General features: G+C 70.1%; 27 protein-coding genes. 19 read left to right on the top strand and 8 right to left on the bottom strand.

Annotated features, from left to right (window positions below; all coding sequences use genetic code 11):
- Positions 1 to 42 precede the first annotated feature (42 nt).
- Positions 43 to 996 (bottom strand): 2,3,4,5-tetrahydropyridine-2,6-dicarboxylate N-succinyltransferase, encoded by a 954-nt coding sequence (gene dapD / locus ACWDTS_RS00475; protein WP_248676142.1) that lies wholly within the window; start codon positions 994 to 996, stop codon positions 43 to 45.
- A gap of 76 nt (positions 997 to 1,072) precedes the next feature.
- Here dapD and dapE point away from each other — a divergent pair, with 76 nt between their 5' ends.
- The 10 genes from dapE (at position 1,073) to ACWDTS_RS00425 (ending at position 9,922) form a co-directional block, all read left to right on the top strand.
- Positions 1,073 to 2,149 (top strand): succinyl-diaminopimelate desuccinylase, encoded by a 1,077-nt coding sequence (gene dapE / locus ACWDTS_RS00470; RefSeq protein WP_248676143.1) that lies wholly within the window; start codon positions 1,073 to 1,075, stop codon positions 2,147 to 2,149.
- 10 nt (positions 2,150 to 2,159) lie between these two features.
- Positions 2,160 to 2,960 (top strand): LOG family protein, encoded by an 801-nt coding sequence (locus tag ACWDTS_RS00465; RefSeq protein WP_197250103.1) that lies wholly within the window; start codon positions 2,160 to 2,162, stop codon positions 2,958 to 2,960.
- Positions 2,954 to 3,547, top strand: coding sequence for an LOG family protein (locus tag ACWDTS_RS00460; RefSeq protein ID WP_374068486.1), 594 nt, complete (start codon positions 2,954 to 2,956; stop codon positions 3,545 to 3,547). The genes ACWDTS_RS00465 and ACWDTS_RS00460 overlap by 7 nt, the downstream gene beginning before the upstream one ends.
- Positions 3,548 to 3,643: 96 nt before the next feature.
- The gene (locus tag ACWDTS_RS00455; protein WP_450117307.1) at positions 3,644 to 5,422 is read left to right on the top strand and encodes a long-chain-acyl-CoA synthetase; all 1,779 of its coding nucleotides are present in this window, start codon (positions 3,644 to 3,646) and stop codon (positions 5,420 to 5,422) included.
- A gap of 89 nt (positions 5,423 to 5,511) precedes the next feature.
- Positions 5,512 to 6,480 carry a dihydropteroate synthase gene (gene folP, locus ACWDTS_RS00450; RefSeq protein WP_231609762.1) on the top strand — a complete coding sequence of 323 codons (969 nt, stop codon included), beginning with the start codon at positions 5,512 to 5,514 and terminating at the stop codon, positions 6,478 to 6,480.
- Positions 6,477 to 7,430 carry a glucosyl-3-phosphoglycerate synthase gene (locus tag ACWDTS_RS00445; protein ID WP_248676145.1) on the top strand — a complete coding sequence of 318 codons (954 nt, stop codon included), beginning with the start codon at positions 6,477 to 6,479 and terminating at the stop codon, positions 7,428 to 7,430. The genes folP and ACWDTS_RS00445 overlap by 4 nt, the downstream gene beginning before the upstream one ends.
- 28 nt (positions 7,431 to 7,458) lie before the next feature.
- Positions 7,459 to 8,094 carry a DivIVA domain-containing protein gene (locus ACWDTS_RS00440; RefSeq protein WP_450117306.1) on the top strand — a complete coding sequence of 212 codons (636 nt, stop codon included), beginning with the start codon at positions 7,459 to 7,461 and terminating at the stop codon, positions 8,092 to 8,094.
- On the top strand, positions 8,091 to 8,663 hold the full coding sequence (locus ACWDTS_RS00435) for a DNA-3-methyladenine glycosylase I (RefSeq protein ID WP_450117305.1): 573 nt from the start codon (positions 8,091 to 8,093) through the stop codon (positions 8,661 to 8,663). The genes ACWDTS_RS00440 and ACWDTS_RS00435 overlap by 4 nt, the downstream gene beginning before the upstream one ends.
- A gap of 148 nt (positions 8,664 to 8,811) precedes the next feature.
- Entirely contained in the window at positions 8,812 to 8,979 is a 168-nt protein-coding gene (locus ACWDTS_RS00430; protein WP_006554284.1) for a DUF3117 domain-containing protein, read from the top strand.
- An 88-nt stretch (positions 8,980 to 9,067) separates the two neighbouring features.
- The gene (locus tag ACWDTS_RS00425; RefSeq protein WP_450117304.1) at positions 9,068 to 9,922 is read left to right on the top strand and encodes a putative RNA methyltransferase; all 855 of its coding nucleotides are present in this window, start codon (positions 9,068 to 9,070) and stop codon (positions 9,920 to 9,922) included.
- A 90-nt stretch (positions 9,923 to 10,012) separates the two neighbouring features.
- Here the strand turns inward: ACWDTS_RS00425 and glgA are convergent, their stop codons facing one another.
- Complete coding sequence (gene glgA / locus ACWDTS_RS00420) at positions 10,013 to 11,182, bottom strand: glycogen synthase (RefSeq protein ID WP_450117303.1); 1,170 nt, start codon at positions 11,180 to 11,182, stop codon at positions 10,013 to 10,015.
- 106 nt (positions 11,183 to 11,288) lie between these two features.
- Between glgA and glgC the strand changes: the two genes are divergently transcribed.
- The gene (gene glgC, locus ACWDTS_RS00415) at positions 11,289 to 12,503 is read left to right on the top strand and encodes a glucose-1-phosphate adenylyltransferase (protein WP_197250097.1); all 1,215 of its coding nucleotides are present in this window, start codon (positions 11,289 to 11,291) and stop codon (positions 12,501 to 12,503) included.
- Between the two features lie 15 nt (positions 12,504 to 12,518).
- On the opposite strand, the gene ACWDTS_RS00410 is transcribed toward glgC, so the two are convergent.
- Positions 12,519 to 13,154 carry an O-methyltransferase gene (locus tag ACWDTS_RS00410; protein WP_197250096.1) on the bottom strand — a complete coding sequence of 212 codons (636 nt, stop codon included), beginning with the start codon at positions 13,152 to 13,154 and terminating at the stop codon, positions 12,519 to 12,521.
- A gap of 275 nt (positions 13,155 to 13,429) precedes the next feature.
- Here ACWDTS_RS00410 and sigE point away from each other — a divergent pair, with 275 nt between their 5' ends.
- The 5 genes from sigE to nhaA all read left to right on the top strand — a co-directional run bounded on the left by sigE (position 13,430) and on the right by nhaA (position 18,509).
- Entirely contained in the window at positions 13,430 to 14,107 is a 678-nt protein-coding gene (sigE, locus tag ACWDTS_RS00405; RefSeq protein WP_231609761.1) for an RNA polymerase sigma factor SigE, read from the top strand.
- A 16-nt stretch (positions 14,108 to 14,123) separates the two neighbouring features.
- Positions 14,124 to 14,477, top strand: coding sequence for a zf-HC2 domain-containing protein (locus ACWDTS_RS00400; RefSeq protein WP_450117302.1), 354 nt, complete (start codon positions 14,124 to 14,126; stop codon positions 14,475 to 14,477).
- Positions 14,478 to 14,604: 127 nt separating this feature from the next.
- Complete coding sequence (locus ACWDTS_RS00395; RefSeq protein WP_450117301.1) at positions 14,605 to 16,146, top strand: trypsin-like peptidase domain-containing protein; 1,542 nt, start codon at positions 14,605 to 14,607, stop codon at positions 16,144 to 16,146.
- An 82-nt stretch (positions 16,147 to 16,228) separates the two neighbouring features.
- Complete coding sequence (tatB, locus tag ACWDTS_RS00390) at positions 16,229 to 16,600, top strand: Sec-independent protein translocase protein TatB (protein WP_197250207.1); 372 nt, start codon at positions 16,229 to 16,231, stop codon at positions 16,598 to 16,600.
- A 25-nt stretch (positions 16,601 to 16,625) separates the two neighbouring features.
- Positions 16,626 to 18,509, top strand: coding sequence for a Na+/H+ antiporter NhaA (nhaA, locus tag ACWDTS_RS00385; protein ID WP_450117300.1), 1,884 nt, complete (start codon positions 16,626 to 16,628; stop codon positions 18,507 to 18,509).
- Positions 18,510 to 18,537: 28 nt separating this feature from the next.
- On the opposite strand, the gene ACWDTS_RS00380 is transcribed toward nhaA, so the two are convergent.
- The 5 genes from ACWDTS_RS00380 to ACWDTS_RS00360 all read right to left on the bottom strand — a co-directional run bounded on the left by ACWDTS_RS00380 (position 18,538) and on the right by ACWDTS_RS00360 (position 23,667).
- On the bottom strand, positions 18,538 to 19,671 hold the full coding sequence (locus tag ACWDTS_RS00380; RefSeq protein WP_450110025.1) for an Mrp/NBP35 family ATP-binding protein: 1,134 nt from the start codon (positions 19,669 to 19,671) through the stop codon (positions 18,538 to 18,540).
- Between the two features lie 25 nt (positions 19,672 to 19,696).
- Positions 19,697 to 20,572 carry a lytic transglycosylase domain-containing protein gene (locus ACWDTS_RS00375; protein ID WP_450117299.1) on the bottom strand — a complete coding sequence of 292 codons (876 nt, stop codon included), beginning with the start codon at positions 20,570 to 20,572 and terminating at the stop codon, positions 19,697 to 19,699.
- Between the two features lie 162 nt (positions 20,573 to 20,734).
- Positions 20,735 to 21,685, bottom strand: coding sequence for a hypothetical protein (locus ACWDTS_RS00370; RefSeq protein WP_450117298.1), 951 nt, complete (start codon positions 21,683 to 21,685; stop codon positions 20,735 to 20,737).
- Between the two features lie 187 nt (positions 21,686 to 21,872).
- On the bottom strand, positions 21,873 to 22,400 hold the full coding sequence (locus tag ACWDTS_RS00365; protein ID WP_197250212.1) for a DUF1003 domain-containing protein: 528 nt from the start codon (positions 22,398 to 22,400) through the stop codon (positions 21,873 to 21,875).
- Entirely contained in the window at positions 22,393 to 23,667 is a 1,275-nt protein-coding gene (locus ACWDTS_RS00360) for a magnesium transporter MgtE N-terminal domain-containing protein (RefSeq protein WP_197250213.1), read from the bottom strand. The genes ACWDTS_RS00365 and ACWDTS_RS00360 overlap by 8 nt, the downstream gene beginning before the upstream one ends.
- 205 nt (positions 23,668 to 23,872) lie before the next feature.
- Here ACWDTS_RS00360 and ACWDTS_RS00355 point away from each other — a divergent pair, with 205 nt between their 5' ends.
- The 3 genes from ACWDTS_RS00355 to ACWDTS_RS00345 all read left to right on the top strand — a co-directional run bounded on the left by ACWDTS_RS00355 (position 23,873) and on the right by ACWDTS_RS00345 (position 26,453).
- A complete protein-coding gene (locus ACWDTS_RS00355) occupies positions 23,873 to 24,829 on the top strand; it encodes an HpcH/HpaI aldolase/citrate lyase family protein (protein WP_197250214.1) in 957 nt (318 codons plus the stop codon).
- Positions 24,830 to 24,944: 115 nt separating this feature from the next.
- Positions 24,945 to 25,433 (top strand): general stress protein, encoded by a 489-nt coding sequence (locus ACWDTS_RS00350; RefSeq protein WP_450110029.1) that lies wholly within the window; start codon positions 24,945 to 24,947, stop codon positions 25,431 to 25,433.
- 204 nt (positions 25,434 to 25,637) lie between these two features.
- On the top strand, positions 25,638 to 26,453 hold the full coding sequence (locus ACWDTS_RS00345) for an NAD(P)H-binding protein (RefSeq protein WP_450117297.1): 816 nt from the start codon (positions 25,638 to 25,640) through the stop codon (positions 26,451 to 26,453).
- The last annotated feature ends 1 nt before the right edge of the window (position 26,454 follow it).

The following is a 26,454-nucleotide window of genomic DNA, read 5'->3' as shown; positions in this document are numbered from 1 at the left end:
CTGCTCTGTTCGGGTGTAGCTCTGTTCGGATGCGCGCCGGGCTCAGTCGTTGGCGTGCAGGGCGGCGTTCAGTTCGACGCCGGTGCCCTTGTTGGGGACGACCTCGACGGCCCCGCTGACCGAGTTGCGGCGCAGCAGCAGGTTCGACGCGCCGCTGAGTTCCTTGGCCTTGACGACGGTTCCGTCCGGTCCGGTGACCTTGGTGCCCGCGGTGATGTACAGGCCGGCTTCGACGATGCAGTCGTCGCCGAGCGAGATGCCGACACCGGCGTTGGCGCCGAGCAGGCAGCGCTTGCCGATCGAGATGACTTCCTTGCCGCCACCGGAGAGGGTGCCCATGATGGACGCGCCGCCACCGATGTCGGAGCCGTCGTCGACGACCACGCCACCGGAGATGCGACCCTCGACCATCGAGCTGCCGAGCGTGCCGGCGTTGAAGTTCACGAAGCCCTCGTGCATGACGGTGGTGCCCGACGCGAGGTGCGCGCCCAGCCGGACGCGGTCGGCGTCGGCGATACGCACACCCGACGGCACGACGTAGTCGACCATGCGCGGGAACTTGTCGACCCCGAAGACGGTGACGTGACCGCGGATGCGCAGGCGCGAACGAACGGTTTCGAAGTTCTCGACGGCGCACGGGCCGAAGTTGGTCCACACGACGTTGGCGAGCAGACCGAAGATGCCGTCCAGGTTCTGGCCGTGCGGCTTCACCAGGCGGTGCGAAAGAAGGTGCAGGCGCAGGTACACGTCGTGCGCGTCGACGGGAGCCTGGGACAGGTCGGCGATCATCGTGCGCACCACGACCTGGGAGACCTCGCGGGCCTCGTCGGTGCCGGCGAGCAGCGCCAGGTCCGACGGGATGTCGGTGCCCTCGAGCCGCTGCGTGCCCGTCTCGCCGTATTCGCCCAGCGTGGGGGCCGGGTACCAGGTGTCGAGGACGGTGCCGTCCGCCGCGATGTTCGCGATGCCTACTGCCGATGCTCCGAGTGCACTCACGGTCGAGAAGATTACGCGAGGGCATTGCCCGGCTGCGCCTGCCCTGTGAAAAACCCGCGTTCCGTATCGTGCACCTATGCCCGTACCACGCCTGGACCTGCACGCCGATCCCGTCGAGTTGACCGCTGCGCTGGTGGACATTCCCAGCGTGTCGCACGACGAGGCCGTGATCGCCGATGCGGTCGAGACCGCGCTGCGCGAACAGACCTCCGGCTTCGAGATCGTGCGCTGCGGCAATGCCGTGCTCGCCCGCACGAATCGGGGTCTGGGCAGCCGGGTGATGCTCGCCGGGCACCTGGACACGGTGCCTATCGCCGACAACGTCCCGTCCCGCCGCGACGGCGATCTGCTGTGGGGATGCGGCACCGTCGACATGAAGTCGGGCGACGCGGTGTTCCTGCACCTGGCGGCGACGGTCGCGGACCCCGCGCACGACCTGACCCTCGTGTTCTACGACTGCGAGGAGATCGCCGCCGAGTTCAACGGTCTCGGCCGGATCGAGAAGGAACTGCCGGACTGGCTGGCCGCGGACGTCGCGATCCTCGGCGAGCCGACGGCCGGGCAGATCGAGGCGGGCTGCCAGGGCACGCTGCGGGCGCGGCTGTCCACGTCCGGGGTTCGGGCGCACTCGGCCCGGTCGTGGTTGGGGGACAACGCGATCCACCGTCTCGCCCCGGTGCTCGAGCGGCTGTCGCGGTACGAGGCGCGGTCGGTGGACATCGACGGCTGCGTGTACCGGGAAGGGCTGTCGGCCGTGCGTATCACCGGTGGTGTCGCCGGCAACGTGGTGCCCGACGCCGCCGACGTCGACGTCAACTTCCGGTTCGCGCCTGACCGCACCGTCGACCAGGCCGTCGCCCACGTGCGGGAGGTCTTCGACGGACTCGACATCACCTTCGAACTCACCGACGCCTCGCCCGGTGCCCTGCCGGGCCTGTCGGATCCGGCGGCGGCCGCGCTGGTCGAGGCCGCGGGCGGCCGGTTCCGCGCCAAGTACGGCTGGACCGACGTCTCGCGGTTCGCCGCGCTGGGCATCCCCGCCGTGAACTACGGGCCGGGCGATCCGAATCTCGCGCACAAACGTGACGAGCACGTCCCGGTCGGGCAGATCACCGAAGTGGCCGCGGTGCTGCGCGACTACCTCTCCCGATAGCGTGAACCCCATGTCAGACACCGAATCCGGCCGGCGCAAGTCCCGCGCCAAGATCGTTCAGCGCGGTCCCGTGCAGTTGCGCGGCGACCGCGCGGTCGAGACGACGACGATGGACCAGCGTCTGCTGGACCGTCGCGGACCCACGGACTGGGTGCACACCGATCCGTGGCGGGTCCTTCGCATCCAGAGCGAGTTCATCGAGGGCTTCGGCGCGCTCGCCGAGGTCCCGCGTGCGGTCGCGGTGTTCGGTTCCGCACGCACCCCGGAGGACGATCCCGAGTACGCGCTCGGGCGCAAACTCGGTGCGGCACTGGTCGAGGCGGGATACGCGGTGGTCACCGGTGGCGGGCCGGGTGCGATGGAGGCCGCGAACCGCGGCGCGAGCGAATCCGGTGGGTTCTCCATCGGACTCGGCATCGAGCTGCCGTTCGAGCAGGCCCTCAACGAATGGGTCGATCTGGGCCTGAACTTCCGGTACTTCTTCGCCCGCAAGACGATGTTCGTCAAGTACTCGCAGGCGTTCATCTGTCTGCCCGGCGGATTCGGGACGCTCGACGAGCTGTTCGAGGCCGTGACCCTTGTGCAGACCCACAAGATCACCCGGTTCCCGATCGTGCTGCTCGGCACCGAGTACTGGTCGGGACTGCTCGATTGGATCCGCACCGTCATGGTGCGCGCCGGCAAGATCTCGCCCGGCGATCTGGAACTGCTGTCGGTCACCGACAGCGTCGAGGAGGCGGTCCGCATCATCGTCGAGGCCCACCGCGGGGAAGAGGCGGACACGCTGTACGAGGAGAACACGTCGTGGTGAACGGAGCGCCGGTACCGGGCGCGGTGAACGGGCAGCCGATCGCGTTGTCGGTGTGCGTGTACTGCGCGTCCGGGCCGGTCGACGGGTCGTATCTGGAGCTGGCCGCGGCGGTGGGGACCGAGATCGGCCGGCGAGGCTGGCAGCTCGTGTCCGGTGGCGGCAACGTGTCGATGATGGGCGCGGTCGCCGAGGCGGCCCGCGCCGCCGGCGCGCACACCGTGGGCGTGATCCCGAAAGCGCTGGTCCATCGCGAGGTCGCCGACGTCGACGCCGACGAGCTGATCGTCACCGAGACCATGCGCGAACGCAAACAGGTGATGGAGGATCGGGCGCACGCGTTCATCGCGTTGCCCGGCGGTATCGGCACCCTCGAGGAACTGTTCGAGACGTGGACGGCCGGGTACCTGGGCATGCACGACAAGCCGGTGGTGCTGCTCGACCCGGTCGGGCACTACACCGGGCTGCTCGAGTGGCTCCGCTCGATGGTCGGCACGGGATTCGTCGCGCAGCGAGCACTGGACGGACTCCAGGTCACCGCGGAGGTCGCGGACGCCCTGGATCGCTGTGCGATCGGTGTTGTGAGCTAGCGCACCCCGAACCCTCGCCAGCGTGCTTACCCTCGAGTAGGTTGGTGGTCGACGCTGTTCTTCGACGCTGTGTGCAGACCTTCCGAGAGGATGCCAGTGACCACCGAGCACAAATCGACCGTTTCCCTGTCGGGCCTTGCCGGCCAGCTTCCGGCGATGCTGCCGGACCTGCCCAGCCTGCTGCGCGGTGCGCTGGGTATGACCCGCCGTCCCGACGCCCGGGAATCGATCGGTCTGGTCTTCCAGCGTGTCGCCGAGCGCCGCCCGGACCGCCCGTTCCTGCGGTTCGAAGGCGACTCGATCAGCTACGGGGATGCCAACGCCCAGGTCAACCGATACGCGAGCGTCCTGGCGCAGCGTGGGGTGCAGACCGGTGACGTCGTCGGGATCCTCATGAAGAACCGGCCCGAGGCGCTGCTGATCACCCTCGCCGCCGTCAAACTCGGTGCCGCCGCGGGCATGCTCAACCACAACCAGCGCGGCGACGTCCTCGTGCACAGCCTCGGTCTGATCGACAGCCGCATCCTGATCGTCGGCGAGGAATGCGAGGACGCCCTGGCGTCGATCGATCCGGCAGCCCTCGGCACGTCCCCGCTGCGGGTCGGGGAACTCGACGCACTGGCCGCCGACGCCGACTCCGCGAACCCCGCGGTCACCGAGCGGCTGCACGCCCGTCACACCGCGTACTACATCTTCACGTCCGGCACGACCGGCCTGCCCAAGGCCAGCCGGATGACCCACTTCCGCTGGCTGAAGTCGATGTCCGGGCTCGGCAGCCTCGGCGTCCGGTTGCGCCGCGACGACACCCTGTACTGCTGTCTGCCGCTGTACCACAACAACGCCCTGACGGTCGCGCTGTCGTCGGTGCTGGCCTCCGGCGCGACCCTCGCGCTCGGCCGCAAGTTCTCGGCGTCGGGATTCTGGGCGGACGCGAAGCGCAACGGCGCGACCGCCTTCATCTACATCGGCGAGATCTGCCGCTACCTGCTCAACCAGCCGCCGCGCCCCGACGACCACGACAACGGCATCCGGCTCGTCGTCGGCAACGGGCTGCGCCCCGAACTGTGGACCGAATTCACCGAGCGGTTCGGCATCGACCGGGTCGCCGAGTTCTACGGCGCCAGCGAATGCAACATCGCCTTCATCAACGCCCTCAACCAGACGCACACCGCCGGGGTGTGCCCCCTGCCGTACGCGGTCGTCGAATACGACCAGGACACCGGCAAGGCCCGCCGCGGCGCGGACGGCCGACTGCGCCGCGTCCGCACCGGCGAGGTGGGCCTGCTGCTCGCCAAGGTCACCGACCGGGCGCCGTTCGACGGATACACCGACCCCGAGGCCACCGAAGCGAAGCTGGTGCGCAACGGATTCGCCGACGGCGACACCTGGTTCGACACCGGCGACCTCGTGCGCAGCCAGGGTTACATGCACGTCGCGTTCGTCGACCGGCTCGGCGACACCTTCCGGTGGAAGGGTGAGAACGTCGCGACCACCGAGGTCGAAGGCGCGCTCTCCGCGCACGACGCGATCTCCGAGGCCGTCGTCTACGGCGTCGAGGTCCCTGGCGCCGACGGCCGCGCCGGCATGGCCGCCGTGACGTTGCATCCGGACGCCGAGCTCGACGGCGTGCGGCTTGCCCGGGACCTGTTCGCGTCGCTGCCGCCGTACGCGGTGCCGCTCTTCGTGCGGATCGTCGACGAACTCGAACACACCAGCACGTTCAAGAGCCGCAAGGTGGAACTGCGCGACGAGGGATTCTCGAAGACCGGCGACGACCCGCTGTACGTCCTCGAGGGCCGGTCCGGCGGCTACCGGCCCGCCTACGACGGGTACGTCGAGGCCGTCGCGCGAGGCGAGCTGCCTTCGACGCGCTGACACCGGACGCGGCTCCGGAGACCGCCGGTTCCCGCCGCGGCGCCCGGTCCTCGGCTCCGCGTGTTCGGGGTGCGTGTCAGGATGGGCTCATGATCGGCCCTGCCACCTCCGGCGACCACCCGAGTCGCTGCGCTGACCCCGTGCCCGAGGGCGCCCGTCCGGCCTCCGGCGCCCCGGCGCAGGCACCGGGTGGTCCGCTGCCGACGCTGTGCGGACGGCCCGTCGCGACCGACCGGGCGCTGGTGATGGCCATCGTCAACCGGACCCCCGACTCGTTCTACGACCGTGGCGCCACGTTCACCGACGAGGCGGCCCTGGCCGCGGTCGACCGTGCCGTCGCCGAGGGCGCCGACCTCATCGACATCGGCGGGGTCAAGGCGGGACCGGGGGAGGTGGTCGACAACGCCGAGGAGACCCGGCGCGTGGTGCCGTTCGTCGCCGCGATCCGGGCGCGCTACCCCGAGGTGATCATCAGCGTCGACACGTGGCGCTCGGACGTGGCGCGCCGCGCGGTCGCCGAGGGTGCGGACCTGATCAACGACACCTGGGCGGGAGCCGATCCGGACCTGGTCTCGGTCGCCGCCGAACTCGGTGCCGGCATCGTCTGCTCGCACACCGGCGGCGCGGTGCCGCGCACCCGCCCGCACCGGGTGCGCTACGCCGACATCGTCGGGCAGGTGACCGCCGAGGTGGTGGCCGCGGCCGAGAACGCCGCCCGGGCCGGGGTCGCGGCGGACTCGATCCTCATCGACCCGACCCACGATTTCGGAAAAAACACCTATCACGGGCTCGAGTTGTTGCGTCGGGTGGACGTTCTCGTAAATACCGGGTGGCCGGTGCTGATGGCGCTGAGCAACAAGGACTTCGTCGGGGAGACTCTGGGAGTGGAACTCGCCGACCGGTTGGAGGGCACATTGGCAGCGACAGCACTGGCCGCCGCGGCAGGCGCGCGAATGTTCCGGGTTCACGAGGTCGCAGCGACCCGCCGGGTCGTCGACATGGTCGCTGCCATCGCGGGCACCCGCCCGCCCGCACGCACGACCCGGGGGCTGGCATGAGCGCCCCGGTCCGCGTCGGAACGGACGCCCCGGCCCGAGGATGGGGCGAGACGAACAGCTGGGACCAACCGAGCTGGACGGTCGCCGAACTCGAGCGCGCCAAGGCCGGACGCACCGTCTCGGTGGTGCTGCCGGCGTTGAACGAGGAGAAGACCGTCGGAGCCGTCGTGGACACGATCCACCCGCTCCTCGGCGGCCTCGTCGACGAACTGATCGTGCTGGATTCCGGATCGACCGATGCCACCGCCGAACGCGCACGCGCCGCCGGTGCGCAGGTCCTGACCCGCGAGGAGGCGGTGCCGGGCATCGACCCGGTGCCCGGCAAGGGCGAGGTGCTGTGGCGGTCGCTCGCCGCCACCACCGGCGACCTGATCGTGTTCGTCGACTCCGATCTGATCAAGCCGGACCCGGCGTTCGTGCCGAAACTGCTCGGCCCGCTGTTGCTGGGCGACGGCGTGCACCTGGTCAAGGGCTACTACCGGCGCCCGCTGCGGGTGAGCGGCACCGAGGACGCGAACGGCGGCGGTCGCGTGACCGAGCTGGTGGCGCGTCCGCTGCTGGCGGCGTTGCGTCCCGAACTCACGTGCGTGCTGCAGCCGCTCGGCGGCGAGTACGCGGGGACCCGCGAACTGCTGACCGCGGTGCCGTTCGCGCCCAGTTACGGGGTCGAGATCGGTTTGCTCCTGGACACCTACGATCGGCTCGGGCTCGGCGCCATCGCGCAGGTCAACCTCGGTGTCCGCAAGCACCGGAACCGGCCGCTGGCGGATCTCGGGCTCATGAGCCGGCAGATCATCGGCACGATGCTGCGTCGCTGCGGCATCCCCGACTCCGGGGCGCCGCTGACCCAGTTCCTCGTCGACGGGGACTCCTTCGTGCCGGTCGAACGCCACGTCGAGCTGACCGACCGGCCGCCGATGAACACGCTGATCGGTAGGCCCGGGAGCTGATGTCGGCGGCCCGTGCCAAGATCGGGTCATGCTGACGGTTCTGCTGTACGTCGTCGTCATGGTGGTCGTCGGCGCGGCGTTGTTCGCCGCCGCGAGTGCCGTGTTCGGCCGCGGAGAGGCCCTGGCGCCGATCCCCCAGGGGACCACGGCGACCGTGCTGCCCGCCACCGACGTCACCGGTGTCGACGTGCACAATCTGCGGTTCCAGCAGGTGGTCCGGGGCTACAAGACGTCCGAGGTGGACTGGGCGTTGGACCGGCTGGCCCGGGAGATCGACGGGCTGCGGGCCCGCGTCGCCGAATACGAGCGCGCCGGGGTACCGGTCGCCTCCGACGGCGGCGAGCGGTACTTCGAGGCGGGAGAATTCGAGGCGGGAGAATTCGAGGCGGGAGAATTCGAGGCGGGAGAATTCGAGACCGGGGAGTTCGAGACCGGGGAATTCGAGGATTTCGAGCCCGCCGATACCGACGCCGACACGGACGAGGGTCCGGCGGAGGAGTTCGCGCACGAGGCCGATGCCGACGCGGAGACCGAAGCGATCGCGACCGACGCCGTCGTCGCCCGTGCCGAGGCTGCGCGCACCGAAGCCGCGCGCACCGAAACAGGGGACGCCGAAACGGGCGAAGCCTGGGACTCGGAGCCCGGACCGGGGGAGAAGCGGTGAGCGGCGACGGCCGGGTGCGGTGCCCGTGGGCGGTCGACACGCCCGGCTCCACCCTGTACCGCGACTACCACGACATCGAGTGGGGCCGGGAGCTGCACGGCCGCGACGAACTGTTCGAACGCCTCTGCCTCGAGGCGTTCCAGTCCGGGTTGTCGTGGCTGACGATCCTGCGCAAGCGGGAGGCGTTCCGAGAGGCCTTCGCCGGTTTCGACGTCGAGGCGGTCGCCCGGTTCGGCGACGCCGACGTCGACCGCCTGCTCACCGACGCCCGAATTGTCCGGAACCGGCGCAAGATCGACGCCGTGATCGCCAACGCCCGCGCTGTGCTGGATCTGGCCGACACGGACCTCGACACGCTGCTGTGGTCGTTCGCGCCACCGCGCCGCCCGGCGCGGATCGCGACGGTCGCGCAGATCCCCGCCGTCACCCCGGAATCCACCGCCATGGCCCGCGAGCTCAAGCGCCGCGGCTTCCGATTCGTCGGCCCGACCACGGCGTATGCGCTGATGCAGGCCACCGGAATGGTCGACGATCACGTCGCGGACTGCTGGGTCCAAATGGACGCTTGACCAGAAAATGTGATGTGACCGAGGAGTCAGCTACCCGGTCCATGCCCGGATAGGGAAGAATGGGAAGGCGAGCCCGCCGATAAACTGTCCGGGCACAACGGTAACCCAGGCGCTCAGTCGTTGAGCGCAGATTTGGAGGGAGCAGAGGATGGCGGCCATGAAGCCCCGGACCGGGGACGGTCCCCTCGAAGCAACCAAAGAGGGACGAGGAATCGTCATGAGGGTTCCACTCGAGGGAGGCGGACGTCTGGTCGTCGAGCTCACGCCGGAAGAGGCTGCTGCCCTCGGTGACGAACTCAAGAGTGTTACCAGCTGATCTGTCCGATTTCGGACGATCCGGGCCCTGCGCTCCTCGATGCGCGGGGCCCGGACTCGTTCCACGACCCCATCTGTGAGGAGCACCGGTGCTCGACGCGGTGACCGATCTGCTCGCGTGCCCGCAGTGCGGACTCGGCATGGACCTCGACGACTCCGCCCTGCTGTGCGAGAGCGGACACAACTTCGACGTCGCGAAACAGGGCTACGTCACGCTTCTCACCGGCGCCGCGACCCGCTTCACCGGGGACACCGCCGAGATGATCGCCGCGCGGGGAGACTTCCTCGGCGCCGGACACTACGACCCCATCCGCGACGCCGTCGCCCGTGCGTGCGCCGAGACTCCGCCGGCCGGCGACAACCCCCCGGCGGCGCGCATCCTCGAAGTGGGTGCGGGCACCGGCCAGTACCTCGCCACCGTGCTCGACGCGCTACCGGACTCGCGCGGCATCGGCCTCGACGTCTCCAAACCCGCGGTGCGCCGCATCGCCCGCAGCCATCCTCGCGTCGGTGCCGTGCTCGCCGACGTGTGGCGGCAGCTGCCGGTGCGCACCGGGTCGCTCAGTCACGTCCTGTCGATCTTCGCCCCGCGCAACGCCGAGGAGACCCATCGGGTGCTCGAACCCGGCGGGCGGCTCGTCGTCGTCACCCCGACGACCGAGCACCTGCAGGAACTGGTCGCGCTACCCGGCATGGTGCAGGTCGACGACCGCAAGACCGAACGCCTCGGGGCGGCCCTGTCCGGGGCCTTCGACCGCACGGACCGCCGCGAGCTCCGATTCGCGATGGCTTTGGGCCACGACGAGCTCGCCCTGCTCGCGGGAATGGGACCGTCCGCCCATCACATCACGGCGGATCGCCGCGCGGCGCTGCTGGCGGAGCTGCCCGAGCCGTTCCCGGTGACGGCGGCCGTCACCGTCTCGGTGTGGACCCGGCGCGACTGAACCGCCCCTACCGGCGCAGCGCTGGACCGCGCCTGCCGGCGCAGCGCTGGACCGCGCCTGCCGGCGCAGCGCTCGACCGCGCCTGCCGGCTCACCGGCGCGCGGCGACGTCCTGGTAGACCGCGAGCGTCTGCCGGGCGATCTGCGCCCACGAGAACTCGGCGACCGCGCGATCGCGCCCGGCATGGCCCATCCGGGCGGCGAGATCCGCGTCGAGCGCGATTTCGTCCACCGCCGCGGCGAGCGCACGCTCGTAGGTCTGCGGTTCGTACGAGTTGTAGTGCACGAGACGTCCCGTGATGCCGTCCTGGACGACCTCCGGGATACCGCCGACGTCGGACGCGACCACGGCGGTTTCGCAGGCCATCGCCTCGAGATTCACGATCCCGAGCGGCTCGTACACCGACGGGCACACGAACACCCGTGCCGCCGAGAGGATCTCGCGGACCGATTCGGTGGGCAGCATCTCCTGGACCCAGAACACGCCGCCGCGCAGCTCCTGCAGTTCCGCGACCGCGCGTTCGGTCTCGGCGGCGATCTCGGGGGTGTCCGGAGCGCCCGCGCACAGCACCAGCTGGATGTCCGGGTCGAGATGGTGCGCCGCCGCGATCAGGTGGCCGACACCCTTCTGCCGGGTGATGCGGCCGACGAACGCGACCATCGGCCGGTCCGGATCGACTCCGAGCCGGTCGAGCGCCGATTCGGGCCCTTCCGCCGGTCCCGGATGCCACACCCCGGTGTCGATTCCGTTGCGGACCACGTGCACCTTCGCCGGATCGACGAACGGGTACGCGTCGAGGACGTCGAGCCGCATCCCGGCGCTGACCGCGATGATCGCGTCGGCGTACTGCACGGCGTTGCGTTCGGACCACGACGAGATGCGGTAACCGCCGCCGAGCTGCTCGGCCTTCCACGGCCGCCGCGGTTCGAGCGAGTGGGCGGTGAGCACGTGGGGCACGTCGTACAGTTCGGCCGCCAGGTGCCCGGCCAGGCCGGAATACCAGGTGTGCGAGTGCACCACGTCGACGCCGCTCGCCGCGTGCGCCATCCGCAGCTCGGCCGACAGCGTCGTCAGCGCGGCATTCGCGCCGGCGAGCGCCGGATCCGGGTCGTGGACGAACGCGCCCTCGCGGGGCGCACCCATACAGTGCACGTCCACGTCGCAGAGCCGTCGCAGCTGCGCCACGAGCTCGGTGACGTGCACTCCGGCTCCGCCGTAGACCTCGGGCGGGTACTCCCGCGTCATCATTGCCACCCGCACCCGCTCAAACTATCCGGCTCGCGATGTTCCGGCTACCGGGGTCACCTCTGCGTGTCGATGTTGCGCATCGCTGGCGGCGTTGTGGGGTGGCGGATAGGTTGACTGTGTGAGGAGCCAGCCACATGTGCTTGGAATCGTGCTCGCCGGCGGCGAGGGCAAACGCCTGTACCCGCTGACGGCCGACCGCGCCAAGCCTGCCGTGCCGTTCGGCGGCGCATACCGTCTGATCGACTTCGTGCTGAGCAACCTGGTGAACGCGGGCTACCTGCGCATCTGCGTGCTGACGCAGTACAAGTCCCACTCGTTGGACCGTCACATCTCCCAGACGTGGCGGCTGTCCGGATTCACCGGCGAATACATCACGCCGGTTCCCGCGCAGCAGCGGCTCGGTCCGCGCTGGTACACCGGCAGCGCCGACGCGATCCTGCAGTCTCTGAACCTGGTGTACGACGAGGATCCCGAGTACATCGTCGTGTTCGGCGCGGACCACGTCTACCGCATGGATCCGGAGCAGATGGTGCGCCAGCACATCGAATCCGGTGCGGGCGTCACCGTCGCCGGGATCCGGGTGCCGCGCAGCGAAGCGTACGCGTTCGGTTGCATCGACAGCGACGAACAGGGCCGCATCACCCAGTTCCTGGAGAAGCCCGCGCACCCGCCCGGAACTCCCGACGACCCGAACGTGACGTTCGCGTCGATGGGCAACTACGTGTTCACCACCAAGGTGCTGGTGGAGGCGTTGCGGGCGGACTCCGAGAATTCCGATTCCGACCACGACATGGGCGGCGACATCATCCCGGCGCTGGTCGCCCAGGGTGCTGCCCACGTCTACGACTTCAACGACAACGTCGTGCCCGGCGCCACCGAACGCGACCGCGCCTATTGGCGGGACGTGGGGACGCTGGACGCCTTCTACGACGCCCACATGGACCTGGTGTCCGTGCACCCGATCTTCAACCTCTACAACAAGCGCTGGCCGATCCGCGGCGCCGCCGAGAACCTGCCGCCCGCGAAGTTCGTGCAGGGCGGACTCGCGCAGGAGTCGATCGTCGGGGCGGGCAGCATCCTGTCCGCCGCGACCGTCCGCAACTCGGTGCTCAGCTCGAACGTCATGGTCGAGGACGGAGCGACCGTGGAGGGCAGCGTTCTGATGCCGGGCGTGCGCATCGGCAAGGGCGCGGTGGTGCGTCGCGCGATCCTCGACAAGAACGTCGTGGTCGGCGACGGCGAGATCATCGGTGTCGATCTCGAACGCGACCGTCAGAGGTTCGCGGTCAGCAACGGCGGGGTCGTCGCCATCGGCAAGGGTGTGTGGATCTGACGGAGCAGTCCCGGATCAGCTGATCCGCACCGCGCACAGCAGCCCGTCGCCGAGGGGCAGCACCACCGGGGAGAGGCGGTCGTCCGCCGAGACCGCGCGGGCCGCGTCCCGGACCGACAGGACGGTCGCGTCCCGTTCGCTCGGGTCGGTGACCCGTCCGCCGAGCAGCGCGTTGTGCAGGACCAGGACCCCACCGGGGCGCAGCAGACGCACACCCTCGCGCACGTAGTGCGGGTGGTCGGCGGGGGTTGCGTCGACGAAGATCAGGTCGTAGCCGGAGTCGGCCAGCCGCGGCAGCACGTCGAGGGCGCGTCCGTTGATGAGCCGGGTGCGCGAGGCCGCGATCCCGGCATCGCGGAACGCCTCCTTCGCGGCCCGCTGATGCTCCGGCTCGCTGTCGATCGTGGTCAGCACGCCGTCCTCGCGCAGGCCGTGCAGCAGCCACAGTCCACTGACACCGGCGCCGGTCCCGATCTCGACGACGGTCTTCGCGTCGAGCATCCGGGCGAAAAGGGCGAGCGCGGCGCCGACGGAGGGCGGGATCGGATCGGCGCCCAGGTCGAGGGCACGTTCGCGCGCCGCGACGAGCAGCTCGTCCTCGACGACGACGTTCTCGGCGTGGGCCAGAATCCGTTCGGCATTGGTCTGCACGGGTCGAGGCTAGCGTCGAGATCGCGTCCGCGCAGGCAGGCGCGCACGACCCGGGGGATGAATTCTCAGCTCCGCCTCAGGTTACTCATAGGGGTGGCACATGGGGAAAGGGGAGGGTGTAGCCACACGCAGAGCAGACTGCGCGGCGCAGACCGCGCTGCAACGGTCGACGGATGTCACACGGGTCGGGGAACAATCCGGCCGCCCCGAGCGTTCGACAGGGTACGTGACAGTTCTCGATCGGCGGTCCCGAAGAGGAGGATCCAGCGATCCACATGGTCGATACCCCCACGAGCGTTACTCGTGCCCTAACCGCCTCCGGCGGGGCCCTCACCGGTTCCGACGTGTTCGACGGCAGCACCGACGGTGACGCGGTCGCCGAGCTGAGCGGCACGGCGGTCTTCGACGCCACGGGCGATCGTGGGGCGATGCCGTCGTGGGACGAATTGGTCCGCGAACACGGCGACCGCGTGTACCGGCTGGCCTACCGGCTGTCCGGCAACGCGCAGGACGCCGAAGACCTCACCCAGGACACGTTCATCCGCGTGTTCCGGTCCCTCCAGAACTACCAGCCCGGCACGTTCGAGGGCTGGCTCCACCGCATCACCACGAACCTGTTCCTGGACATGGTGCGCCGCCGCAACCGCATCCGCATGGAAGCGTTGCCCGAGGACTACGACCGGGTTCCCGCCGAGGGGCCGAACCCGGAGGAGATCTACCACGACGCCCGTCTCGACGCAGACCTGCAGTCCGCGCTCGATTCGCTGGCGCCGGAGTATCGTGCGGCTGTGGTGCTGTGTGACATCGAAGGACTCTCGTACGAGGAGATCGGTGCCACGCTCGGCGTCAAACTCGGCACGGTGCGCAGCCGCATCCACCGGGGTCGCCAGGCACTGCGCGAGCATCTCCGTCAGAATGCGGAGAACGAGTCCGGTCGAGTCCGTGCGGGGTAGCCGCCAGGAGGGTCTGATGACTATGGGGTTCCCGCCCCGACAGTTCGGCTCCACTGAGCATCTCGCCAGCGAAGCCGTCGCGGCGTACGTCGACGGCGAACTGCGGATGAACGCGTACCTGCGGGCGTCCCAGCACCTGGCGATGTGCCCCGAGTGCGCAGCCGAGGTGGAGGCCCAGCAGCAGGCACGTCACGCGCTGCGCAACGCCGCCCGTCGGGCACCGCAGATGCCGAGTTCCCTGCTCGGTGCGCTCAGCAACATCCCCACCCATCTCCAGGATTCCCCCGCGCACGCACCGCAGTCGCTGTTGCCCGGGCTGGAACAGATGTGGCCGGGGGCACGCCGCTGGTCCATCCGCCGGCGCCGCTGACCCACCCGGATACGCTGATCTACCTGAACATGCTGCCCCACCCGAATACGCGGGCCCGTCGGAGATACCGGGCCCCATCGGTGATACTGGGCACCGTGAGTGACCACGACGGGGGAGACGGACACGCGTGACGGCGGAAGCGGAATCAGTGCAGCAGTCCGGGTGGCAAGCCACCGACGGTGAGCCGGCAGGCCCCGCCGCCGCGTCCCCGGCGATCGAACGTCCGGCGGATGCGCCACGCCTGGAACCGCGCCCGGTGTACCGGCCCGCGGTCGACCCCGCCGCCGCGCGGGTCTTCGGCCGGCCCTCGGGAACGGCCGGATCGTTCACCGACGCCGCCCGCGCCCGCGCCGCCGAACCCCCGGTAGCGCACGTCCCGCCCGCCGACCCGGTCCTCGCCGAGGCGTTCGGCCGGCCCGACGACGCCCCCGAAACCCTGCAGCGACCGCCCGCCGCAGCCGGCGCCGATGCCGGAAACGAGGCCCCCGAACCCGATCCCTGGCGCGATCCGTCGACCCCGGTACGGCTCGGACCCGCCGCGCAGCAGGCGGGTGAGCAGGTTCTGCCGCCCGGACGGAAACTGACCCTGCGGGAGGTGCTGTTCGACCGTCGCGTCGAACCGCGCGCTCTCGCGACCCTCGCGGCGGTCGCCGTCGCGATCGGCATGGTGGGCGGCTTGATCGTCGCGCTGGTGACCGCCGACAACGGATCCCTGACCAGCCGCGGTGTCTCGCTCTCGCAGATCGCCGGCGACGACGAACTGCCCACCGGGCAGGTCGCGCGGGTCGCCGACGCGGTGCTCCCGGCGGTCGTGTCGATCCAGGTGACGCTCGGCGACGAGGCCGGCACCGGTTCCGGGGTCGTGATCGACGGCGCCGGGTACATCGTCACCAACAACCACGTCGTGTCGATGGCGGCGAGCAGCCCCGACGCGAAGATCCAGGTGACCTTCAACGACGGCACCAAGGTGCCCGCCTCGATCGTCGGCCGCGACATCCACACCGACCTCGCGGTGCTCGCGGTCGAGGACGTCGACAACCTGACGGTCGCCGAACTGGGACGGTCCGCCGACGTGCAGGTCGGTGAGGACGTCATCGCGGTCGGCTCGCCGCTCGGCCTGAGCAAGACCGTCACGCGCGGCATCGTCAGCGCCCTGCATCGGCCGATGCGCCTGGGCGGGCAGGGCACCGACACCGACGCCGTGATCGACGCCGTGCAGACCGATGCGTCCATCAACCCCGGCAACTCCGGTGGTCCGCTCGTCGACGCGGAAGGTCGCGTGATCGGCATCAACTCGGCGATCAAGACGGAGACCGGCGGTTCGGTCGGGCTCGGCTTCGCGATTCCCATCGACACGGTCACGCAGGTGGCCCAGGAACTGATCCGCAGCGGGGAGATGCACCACCCGGAGATCGGGGTGAACGCCCGCACGGTCGTCAACGACGCCGCAAGTGGGGCGGAGGTCGCGAACGTGCAGGCCGACAGCCCGGCCCAGCGTGCCGGGATCGTCGAGGGCGACGTGATCGTCAAGGTCGGCGACCGCACGGTGACCAGCGCGGACGAGCTGGTCGTGGCGGTTCACGAGCAGCGGATCGGGGAACCGGTGACCGTCCAGCTCGTGCGCAGCGGCCGTCTCGTCGACGTGCAGGTGACCCCCGAATCGGACTGACCGGCCGGGAGCCTCTCGGCACCGGTTGTGATCTGCGCACGTCAACCGCACGCCCCGGTATCCGACCACGTACTCTGGAACGGTGTTCGGCAACATCGGTTGGGGCGAGTTCATGGTGCTCCTCGTGGCGGCGCTCGTGGTCCTGGGACCCGAGCGGCTGCCCGGCGCGGTCTCCTGGGTGACGAAGTCGCTGCGTCAGGTGCGCGACTACGCGTCCGGCGCCCGCCAGCAGCTCAAGGACGAACTCGGACCGGAGTTCGAGGACCTGCGCAAGCCGCTGTCCGAGCTGAACGAACTGCGGGGCATGACCCCGAAGGCCGTCATCACCAAGCATCTGCTCGACGGCGACGATTCGATCCTCACCGGCAACTTCGACAAGCCGGCACCGAAACCGCCGGCGGCGAAACCGCTCGGAGCGGGGGAGCTGCCCCCGATCGACACCGACGCGACCTGAGCGCGCGGGATCTGATCGGATAGCCGTGGCAGCACAGGAGGTCCGAACCCCTGTGCGGCGCGGCCGTCTCGCGGCCCGGCTCGCCGGCATCCGCGAGATCACCGACGAGGATTCGGCGTCGGCGGCGTTTCTGCTCGCGGCGACCGTGGCGGCGCTGATCTGGGCGAACCTCGGCGACTCCTACGAGGCGTTCTGGCATCTGCCGCTGACCGTGCAGATCGGCGACTACGGCATCGGCATGGACCTGCAGCACTGGGTCAACGACGCGCTGATGACGTTGTTCTTCTTCGTCGTGGGGCTCGAGGTCAAGCGTGAGCTGACCATCGGCGAGCTCACCGATCGGACCCGGGCCGCGGTCCCGGTCGTCGCGGCGGTCGCCGGGCTGGCGGTGCCGGTCGTGCTGTTCCTGCTGCTCAACCCGAGCGGTGAGGCGGCCGGAGCGTGGGGTGTCGTGATCTCCACGGACACGGCGTTCGTCATGGGCGCGCTCGCGCTGGTCGGCCCGCGGTGCCCGGCCCGGCTGCGGATCTTCCTGCTCACCCTCGCGGTCGCCGACGACATCGGGGCGCTCGGCGTGATCGCGTTGTTCTACACCGACGATCTGCGGGTCGGGCCTCTCGTGTTCGGCGCGATCGGGCTGCTGGGGATCGCGTTGCTGCGTCGCCTCGCGGTCTGGCGCGGCGTCGTGTACTTCCTGGTGGCGGCGGCCACCTGGGTGGCGTTCTACGAGTCCGGTGTCCACCCGACTCTGTCCGGGGTGTTGATCGCGCTGATACTTCCGGTGTATCCACCCCGGCGCAGCGAGGTCGAGAGGGCCGGGGAACTCGCCCGTGCGTTCCGGCAGTCACCGAACTCGGACTATGCGCGGGCGGCACAGCTGGGTGTGCTCCGCGCGGTGTCCGTCAACGAGCGCCTGCTGCGGCTCTACGGCCCCTACACGTCGTTTCTCGTCGTACCCGTGTTCGCGTTGGCGAACGCCGGGGTGGTGCTGAGCGCGGAGGCGGTCGGTGCCGCGGTGCGGTCGTCGCTCGCGTGGGGCATCCTGCTCGGTCTGGTGGTCGGCAAGTTCGTCGGCATCACCGGCGCGGTCGCGCTGTTCACCCGCATGCGTCCGGGGGCGCTGCCGCCGGGGCTGACGCTGTCGCAGATCGCCGGTGGCGGCGCGCTCGCCGGGATCGGGTTCACCATCTCCCTGTTCATCGTGGATCTGGCGATCCCGTCGCCGACCCTCGCGAACGACGCGCGGGTCGCGGTGCTCGCCGCCGCCGTCGTCTCCACCGTGGTGGGGTGGGTGCTGTTCCGCATCGACGACCGGCGGCGCGGCCCGGTCCCGGTGACGAGCCGGTTCCTGCCGCGCCCGGTCGAGGTGGGGCGGGACCACATCCGCGGCCCGGTCGACGCGCCGCTGACGCTCGTGGAGTACGGCGACTTCGAATGCCCGTTCTGCAGCCGGGCCACCGGTAGCATCCGAGACGTGCACGCGCATTTCGGGGACGCGGTGCGGTACGTGTTCCGGCACCTTCCGCGCGACGAGGCGCACCCGAACGCGCGGTTCGCCGCCGAGGCCAGCGAGGCCGCGGCGGAGCAGGACCTGTTCTGGGAGATGCACGATCAGCTGTTCGCGCACGCCGACCGCCTCGGCGAGGACGACATCTACGGCTACGCGGCCGAGTTGGGTGTGGACCTGGAGCGTTTCGAGGAGACGTTGCGGACCGGTGCCACGCGGTTGCGGGTCGTCGACGATGCCGTCGACGCCGAGGTCGGCGAGATCACCCAGACCCCCACGTTCTATCTGGGCGTGTCCGGGGAGGATCTGCTCCGGCACACCGGACCGTTCGACGCGGCGACCCTGATCCGGCGGCTCGAGGAGGCGCGGCGACGGGGTGAATCGGGTGTCGGCGCCGGCTGAGCCCCGGTATGGGGCCCGGCCGTGACGCTCAGAGGTGACGGGTGGTGTCGATACCCAGCGACATGCCGGCCAGGCCGCGGCGCCGCACCGCGAGCTTCTCGGCGATCTCGCGCAGCGCCGTTCCGGCGGCGGAATCCGGGGCACTGAGCACGATCGGGGTTCCGGCGTCGCCGGCCTCCCGGATCGCCGGGTCGAGCGGAATCTGCCCCAGCAGGGGGACCTGCGCGCCGACCGCGCGGGTGAGCCGTTCGGAGACGGCCTGGCCGCCGCCGGTGCCGAAGACGTCCATGCGGGTACCGTCGGGCAGTTCGAGCCACGACATGTTCTCCACGACACCGGCGATGCGCTGACGGGTCTGCAGCGCGATCGACCCGGCCCGCTCGGCGACCTCCGCAGCGGCCTGCTGCGGGGTGGTGACGACGAGGATCTCGGCGCCCGGGATCAACTGGGCCACGGAGATCGCGACGTCACCGGTGCCGGGCGGCAGGTCGAGCAGCAGCACGTCCAGGTCGCCCCAGAACACGTCGGCGAGGAACTGCTGCAGCGCGCGGTGCAGCATCGGCCCGCGCCACACGACCGGAGTGTTGCCCTGCGTGAACTGGGCGATGGAGATCATCTTCACGTCGTGCGCGATCGGCGGCATGATCATGCGCTCGACCTGCGTGGGCTTGGCGTCGGTGCCGAGCATGCGCGGGATCGAGTGACCGTAGATGTCGGCGTCGAGGACGCCCACGGACAGACCGCGCGCGGCCATCGCGGCCGCGAGGTTGACCGTGACCGACGACTTGCCGACCCCGCCCTTGCCGGACGCGACCGCGTAGACGCGGGTCAGCGATCCGGGCTGGGCGAACGGGATGACCGGTTCGGTGGAGTCCCCGCGCAGCGACTTGCGCAGTTCGGTGCGTTGTTCGTCGTTCATCACGTCGAGGGTCACGTCGACGGCACCGACCCCGGCGACGTCGGCGACGGCCTTGGTGACGCGTTCGGTGATCTCGGTGCGCAGCGGGCACCCGGCGGTGGTGAGGTAGACGGCGACGGCGACGTTTCCGTCGGCGTCGATGTCGATGCTCTTGACCATCCCGAGTTCGGTGATGGGTTTGCGGATCTCCGGATCCTGCACCCGGGAGAGGGCACTGCGGATTTCGGATTCACTCACTGCCATGGCGCCCATCGTAGGCGGGTACGGATCAGTGGATGCGCGGCAGGTCGACGGGGCTGGGCTCGATGCCGGTCGAATAGGCCGCGGACCAGGCCAGGACGTTCGCGACGTAGGCCATCGAATTGTTGTAGCGGTGGATGGCCTTGGTGGCCTGTGCGACGTTGCGCATGTCGAGGCCGCCGTCGCACAGGTACTTGGCGGTCGTCAGGGTGGAGTCGAACAGGTTCTGCGGATCGGCGACGCCGTCGCCGTTGCCGTCGCCCGCGTACTGGTTCCAGGTGGTGGGGATGAACTGCATCGGGCCGACCGCGCGGTCGTAGACGGTGTCGCCGTCGAGGGCGCCGCCGTCGGTGTCGTAGATGGTGGCCTGGCCGGGCAGGCTGCCGTTGAGGGGAAGCCCGATGACGGGATCGAAGAGCTTGCCGTCGTCGGAGGCGCGTCCGCCGTTGGCGTGGCCCGATTCGACACGGCCGATGCCCGCGAGCAGCGTCCAGTACATGCCGCAGCCGGGGTTCTCGGCGGCGAGGATGCGTTCGGCGTTCTGGTAGGCGGCGAAGTTCACCGCGGGGATCCCGAGCGGCCCCTGCTGCCGGACGACGGGTGCGGCCGGTTCCGGTTCGGGTGCCGGCGCGGCCTTCGGGGCGGGTGCGGCTGCGGGTTCCGGCGCCACCATCAGGTCGGCGACCGGCGCGACGGACTGGACGACCTCGGCGGGAGTCGTGTCGGCGGCAGCGGTTTCGGCCTCGGCGGAGCCGGCGGTCTGGTGGATACCGAGGAAGCTCTTCGAGGTCGCGCCCGCGGTGGCGGCGGCCGCGGTGACCAGGCCCACCGGTACGAGTCCTGTTACTGCGATGACGGAATTCCGTCGCAACTTGGACGTCGTAACTTTGTTGTGCCGGCCCACTCGCTACCTTCCCTCGGGCACCCTTGCGAGATGCCTCCGTTATCTGGCCGACCGACGATAACACGATCTGAAATTATTCCGTTATTCAAACGTGATGTAACAGGGTGCGCTGCGCGCCCGTGTGCCTTTGTGACGGCTGGGGCCGCCACAAAGGCACACCGACTACTGCTGGCAGAGCGCGGGAACCAGGCAGGGGATTTCCGGCAGGGCCGGGGAAGCGGGAGCCGGAGCCTCCGGAGCAGGCGCGGCCGGCTCCTCCACGACGACCGGCTGGGATGCGACCGGCTGTGGTGCCACCGGCTCGGGGGCCGCGACATCCGCGGCGTCGGGAACCGGCCGGACCGTGGTCGTGGGCATCGGCGGCGGGGTGATCACGCCCGGCGACGTGGCCGCACCCTTCTCGTACGCAGCCGACCACGCCTCGACGTTCACCCGGTATTCCGGGCGGGGGTCGAACAGTGCGATCGCCCGGGCGCGACCCTCCGGCTCCCGCAGGTTCGCCTCGTTCGCGCACATCCAGTGGCCCGCCGCGAGGGACTGGTCGAACACGTTCTGCGGATCGGTGCGTCCGTCGGCGTTGCCGTCCACCGCGTACTGGTCCCACACCGCCGCCGGCAGCTGCATCGGGCCGAGTTCACCGTTCGGCGACACCTTCGGGGTGCTCAGTGTGCCGAGCACATCGGTACGGCCGCCCTCGGCGTGCCCGGATTCGAGCCGCCCGACCGCCGCGAGCAGATTCCACGGCAGCCCGCACCCGGGCGTGTCGATCTGCAACTGCATCTCCGCAGCGCGATACGCGTAGTAGACGAGTTCGGGCACCGCGAGCGGACCCTCCGCCGCGAGCACGGGGGACGGCTGGCCGGGTTGGACCGTGACATCCGGCGGGAACTGCGCCAGCGGGTCGGTGGGAATGCCCGCGGGGGCGGCCGCCGGGCCGCGTGGCGGGGTACCCGGCGCGGGAGTGCCCGGGACGATCCCCACGGCCCCGGCCGTGGTCGTCACGGCTTCCTCGGCCGCGGCAGCCGGTTCGGTCAACGGTGCTGCCGACGACGATGCGGCCGCATATCCCGCCGCGAGAATCACCGGCACCGCGATCAGACCCTGCCACCGCACACGACCACCCCTTGTATTGCGTTGCACAGCATTGCGTTGCACAGCATTGCGTTGCACAGCATTCCCCGCACAAGTCACGAACTCGGACCCCCACGCCGCCCGACCCGGCATGTCTGTGACGGAGATTACAGAACAGTCGAGCCGAGTGCTCGCTCGGGATGACGTCAGCGCCGCGCACCGGGTGGCGTCAGCGCCGCGCGCTGCGCGCCTTCGCCTGGCTCCCGGACCGGGCGGACTCGTCCTCGGTGTCGACGAGCAGGGCACGCAGGTCGTCCAGTTCGCGGCGCAGATAGTCGCGGGTCGCGACCTCGCCGACCGCGAGCCGCAGGGCGGCGAGTTCCCGTGCGAGGAACTCGGTATCCGCCTTCGTCTGCTCGGCCCGCGCGCGGTCCTCCTCCAGCGAGACCCGGTCGCGGTTCTCCTGACGGTTCTGTGCCAGCAGGATCAACGGTGCCGCGTACGCCGCCTGGGTCGAGAACGCCAGGTTGAGCAGGATGAACGGGTACGGATCCCACTTCAGGTCCACCGCGAGGATGTTCAGGGAGATCCACACCACGACGATGATCGTCTGGATCAGCAGATAGCGGCCGGTCCCGAGGAAGCGCGCGATCGACTCGCTGACCCGGCCGACGGCCTCCGCGTCGAAGTTGAGCCGGAACCGGGACGACCGCGGCGTGTCGAGACGCTGGCTGGCCAGAGTGGTGCGGTCACTCATCGTCGGTCTCCTCTTCACGCCAGTCCTCGGGCAGCAGGTGATCGAGCACGTCGTCGACCGTGACCGCGCCGAGCAGATGCTGTTCGTCGTCGACCACCGGACCGCACACCAGGTTGTAGGTCGCGAAGTACCGGGTGACGGCCGTCAGGGAATCGCCGGGATCGAGCCGGGGCAGGTCGTTGTCGACGATGCCGCCGACCAGGCTCGCGGGCGGTTCGCGCAGCAACTGCTGCAGGTGCACGCAGCCGAGGTAGCGGCCCGTGGGGGTCGCGGTGGGGGGCCGCACGACGAACAGCATCGACGCCAGCGCCGGTGTCAGGTCCGGGTTGCGTGCCCGCGCAAGCGCCTCCGCAACAGTCGTGGCCGGGGTGAGCACGACCGGCTCCGGGGTCATCAGACCACCGGCGGTGTCGGGCGAGTGCTCGAGCAGGCGGCGCACCGGCTCCGAATCCTCGGGGTCCATCAACTGCAGCAGCGATTCGGCTTCGGTTTCGGGGAGCTCACCGAGCAGGTCGGCCGCGTCGTCCGGGTCCATCGCCTCGAGCACGTCGGCGGCGCGATCGACACCGAGGCTGGTTAGCAGCTCGGTCTGGTCGTCGGCGGGCAACTCCTGCACGACGTCGGCGAGGCGTTCGTCGTCCAGCGCGACCGCGACCTCGTTGCGTCTCTTCTCGGGCAGTTCCCGCAGCGCCAGCGCGACGTCCGCCGGGCGCATGTCCTCGAACTGCAGCAGCAGTTGCGAGACGCCCTGGCCGGGCATGGCCAGCGTTGCCGCGGTGAGCCCGGAGATGTGCTGCCACCGCACGACGTGGATCGCCGAGCGCCGGGCGAGCCGGCCCCGGTGCTGCCGTACCGCGACGCGCGTGACGAGCCAGTCGCGGGTGCGGGTCAGCTCGATGCCGAGATCAACGACGACCGCGTCGACCCCCGCGAGCTCGGGCAGTTCCGGGTCGTCGACCCGGACCTTCGAATCGAGCACCTGGGCGAGGGCGAGGATCTCGGTCGGACGCTGTTTGAATCGGCGCAGACTGACGTTTCCGGTCGTGAGGGTCACCGCGCCCGGCTCGATCGCGGTGACGCGCAGCATCGGCACGAAGATCCGCCTCCGGGTGGGCAGCTCGACGACGAGGCCGATGACACGCGGCTGCTGGCGTCCCATCCGGATGGTGAGCACGACGTCGCGGACGCGACCGATCGATTCGCCGTCGGGTCCGAGAACGACCAGGCCCGCAAGCCTGGCCGCGAACACCTTGCTCACTGCTGCCAAGTGGTCACTCCCCACGAATTCGGTGCCGGACCAGCCAAGCATAAGAGCGGCCCCCGCCGGTCACGCCGCACCGCCCGGCCCCGCGCCCCCGCCGTGAAATCCACGCCACAGACGGGTGGTCGTTCAGGGTTCGGTCACTGCTGACATGATGGCCGGGTCAGGGCGTGGGGGCGCCGAAACTGCAAACGGGAGGTCCGTCCAGCTCATGTCGTTCTCGTACAAGCCGCGTCGATCCGTACTCGCCGTCCCCGGAAGCAGCCGGAAGATGATCGAGAAGGCGAAGGGCCTGCCCGCCGACGAGATCTTCCTGGACCTCGAGGACGCGGTGTCGCCGCTGGCGAAGGAAGAGGCCCGCACGAACATCGTCGACGCGCTCAACGAGGGCGGCTGGGGCGAGCAGCTCAAGGTCGTGCGCGTCAACGACTGGACCACCGACGCCACCTACCTCGACGTCACGTCCGTCGTCGGCGGCGCGGGCGCGCACCTCGACGCGATCCTGCTGCCCAAGGTGCCCGACGCGAGCCACGTCAAGGCCCTGGATCTGCTGCTCACGCAGGTGGAGAAGGCGCACGGCCTCGAGGTCGGCGCGATCGGTATCGAACCGCAGATCGAGAACGCCATCGGCCTGACCAACATCAACGAGATCGCGACGGCCAGCCCGCGCGTCCAGACGCTCGTGTTCGGTCCTGCCGACTTCATGGCCAGCATCAACATGCGCACCCTCGTCGTCGGCGAACAGCCCGACGGGTACGACCGCGGGGACGCCTACCACCACATCCTGATGACGATCCTCATGGCTGCCCGCGCCCACGGGCTGCAGGCCATCGACGGTCCCTACCTGCAGATTCGCGACGTCGAGGCGTTCCGCCGATCGGCGCAGCGCACCGCCGCCCTCGGTTTCGACGGCAAGTGGGTGCTGCACCCGAGCCAGATCGACGCGGCCAACGAGGTCTTCAGCCCCCGGCAGGAGGACTACGACAAGGCCGAGATGATCCTCGACGCCTACGAGTGGCACACCTCGGCCGCCGGCGGCGCGCGCGGCGCGGCGATGCTCGGGGACGAGATGATCGACGAGGCCAGCCGGAAGATGGCTCTGGTGATCTCCGCGAAGGGCCGCGCGGCGGGCATGACGCGCACCACGGTGTTCGACCCGCCGCAGTAGCCACGCGGGAGTCGTCAACCGGGCAGAATGGACACGTGCGCACAGCCGGAGCTGTGCGCCGCCCCCGACTGCGAAGCGACGTGCGCGTCGCCCCGCGAAAAAGGAGTTCATGCCCATGACGAACCCTCTCGGACAGCCCGGCCGACCCGCCCCGGGTCTGCCGACCCCGCCGAGTGGTTGGCCGGTCGGCTCGTACGCGACCTATGCCGAGGCCCAGCACGCCGTCGACTACCTGTCCGACCAGAACTTCTCGGTTCAGGACGTCACGATCGTCGGTGTCGACCTCATGCAGGTCGAGCGTGTCACCGGCCGGTTGACGTGGCCGAAGGTCATCGGCGGGGGAATCGTGTCGGGTGCCTGGCTCGGCCTGTTCTTCGGTCTCCTGCTGGGAATCTTCTCGACCGATTTCCTCGGTCCGCTGCTCGTCGGCCTGGTCGGTGGCATCGTGTTCGGTCTGATTTCGGCGACCATCCCGTATGCCGCGACACGCGGCCAGCGGGACTTCTCGTCGACGATGCAGCTGGTCGCCGGCCGCTACGACGTGCTGTGCGAACCGAAGACCGCCGAACGGGCCCGCGACCTGCTCGCCAAGCTGGCCATTTAGGGCATGTCTCCCAATCCCCATTTCGGCGCACCAGTCGCCCAATCGCCGCCCTGCTGCGTTGTCGTCGGCGCCGATACAACCCCGGTATCGGCTTCTCCTCCGCCTTGCAGGACGACGATTGTTTCGCCAGGTGCATCCGAGAGGGATCAGGAGACACGCCCTGGACCGGCTCCCTGCGGGGCGGGATCGACGTAGTCTCGCCCCATGGCGATCCTCGTGACCGGAGCCACGGGCAATGTGGGGCGGCTGGTCGTCGACGAGCTCGTGCGCACCGGGACCGAACGGTCCGTTCCCCCGATCCGGGCGCTGACGGTGAACCCGGTTCGTGCCGCGCTGCCCGACGGGGTCGAGGTCGCGAAGGGATTCGTGGGCCGGCCGGAGTCCCTGGACGGTGTGTTCGACGACGTCGACGTCCTCTACCTGGCGCCGGTGCCGGCCGTGGCCGGTGCGGTCGCGCAGCTGGCCCGGGACGCCGGTGTGCGCAGGATCGTGACGCTGACCGGCGGGGAAGGCTCGGATTGGCACGGCATCGAGGCCGACGTCGAACGATCCGGACTGGCCTGCACGCATCTCGAGCCGGGGGAGTTCATGTCGAACGCCCTGATCTGGGCGGAACAGATCCGCACCACCGGCGAGGTGCGCGGTGCGTACCCGACGGCGGCGACCGCCCCGATCGCCCTCGAGGACATCGCGGCGGTCGCTGCCCGGGCACTGCTCGACGACGCCCATGCGGGCCGTACCTACGAGCTGACCGGCCCCGAGTCGCTCACCCACCCCGACATCGTCCGCGAGATCGGCCGGGTGCTCGGCCGTGAGGTGCCGTTCCGCGAGGTGAGCCGCGAAGAGGCGGAGACGTTGCTGCAGCGGTCGATGGGGGAGTACGCGGGCTGGTATCTCGACGGCAGAGCATCCATGATCGGTCGTCCGCAGCAGGTCACGCGGACCGTCGAGGACGTTCTCGGCCGACCGGCCACGACCTTCGCCCAGTGGGCGCACGCCCACGTCGACGAGTTCCGGTGAC

This window comes from Rhodococcus sp. NPDC003383, from assembly GCF_053589115.1.
The sequence above is the reverse complement of the archived record's forward strand: the minus strand, read 5'-3'. Positions and strand labels throughout refer to the sequence as shown.

Excerpts from the sequence above, each read along its gene's own strand:
- dapE (WP_248676143.1), top strand. The coding sequence starts at position 1,073 with ATGCCCGTACCACGCCTGGACCTGCACGCCGATCCCGTCGAGTTGACC.
- ACWDTS_RS00465 (WP_197250103.1), top strand. The coding sequence starts at position 2,160 with ATGTCAGACACCGAATCCGGCCGGCGCAAGTCCCGCGCCAAGATCGTT.
- folP (WP_231609762.1), top strand. The coding sequence starts at position 5,512 with ATGATCGGCCCTGCCACCTCCGGCGACCACCCGAGTCGCTGCGCTGAC.
- ACWDTS_RS00445 (WP_248676145.1), top strand. The coding sequence starts at position 6,477 with ATGAGCGCCCCGGTCCGCGTCGGAACGGACGCCCCGGCCCGAGGATGG.
- ACWDTS_RS00440 (WP_450117306.1), top strand. The coding sequence starts at position 7,459 with ATGCTGACGGTTCTGCTGTACGTCGTCGTCATGGTGGTCGTCGGCGCG.
- ACWDTS_RS00430 (WP_006554284.1), top strand. The coding sequence starts at position 8,812 with ATGGCGGCCATGAAGCCCCGGACCGGGGACGGTCCCCTCGAAGCAACC.
- sigE (WP_231609761.1), top strand. The coding sequence starts at position 13,430 with ATGGTCGATACCCCCACGAGCGTTACTCGTGCCCTAACCGCCTCCGGC.
- ACWDTS_RS00400 (WP_450117302.1), top strand. The coding sequence starts at position 14,124 with ATGACTATGGGGTTCCCGCCCCGACAGTTCGGCTCCACTGAGCATCTC.
- ACWDTS_RS00380 (WP_450110025.1), bottom strand. The coding sequence starts at position 19,671 with ATGGCAGTGAGTGAATCCGAAATCCGCAGTGCCCTCTCCCGGGTGCAG.
- ACWDTS_RS00365 (WP_197250212.1), bottom strand. The coding sequence starts at position 22,400 with ATGAGTGACCGCACCACTCTGGCCAGCCAGCGTCTCGACACGCCGCGG.
- ACWDTS_RS00355 (WP_197250214.1), top strand. The coding sequence starts at position 23,873 with ATGTCGTTCTCGTACAAGCCGCGTCGATCCGTACTCGCCGTCCCCGGA.
- ACWDTS_RS00350 (WP_450110029.1), top strand. The coding sequence starts at position 24,945 with ATGACGAACCCTCTCGGACAGCCCGGCCGACCCGCCCCGGGTCTGCCG.
- ACWDTS_RS00345 (WP_450117297.1), top strand. The coding sequence starts at position 25,638 with ATGGCGATCCTCGTGACCGGAGCCACGGGCAATGTGGGGCGGCTGGTC.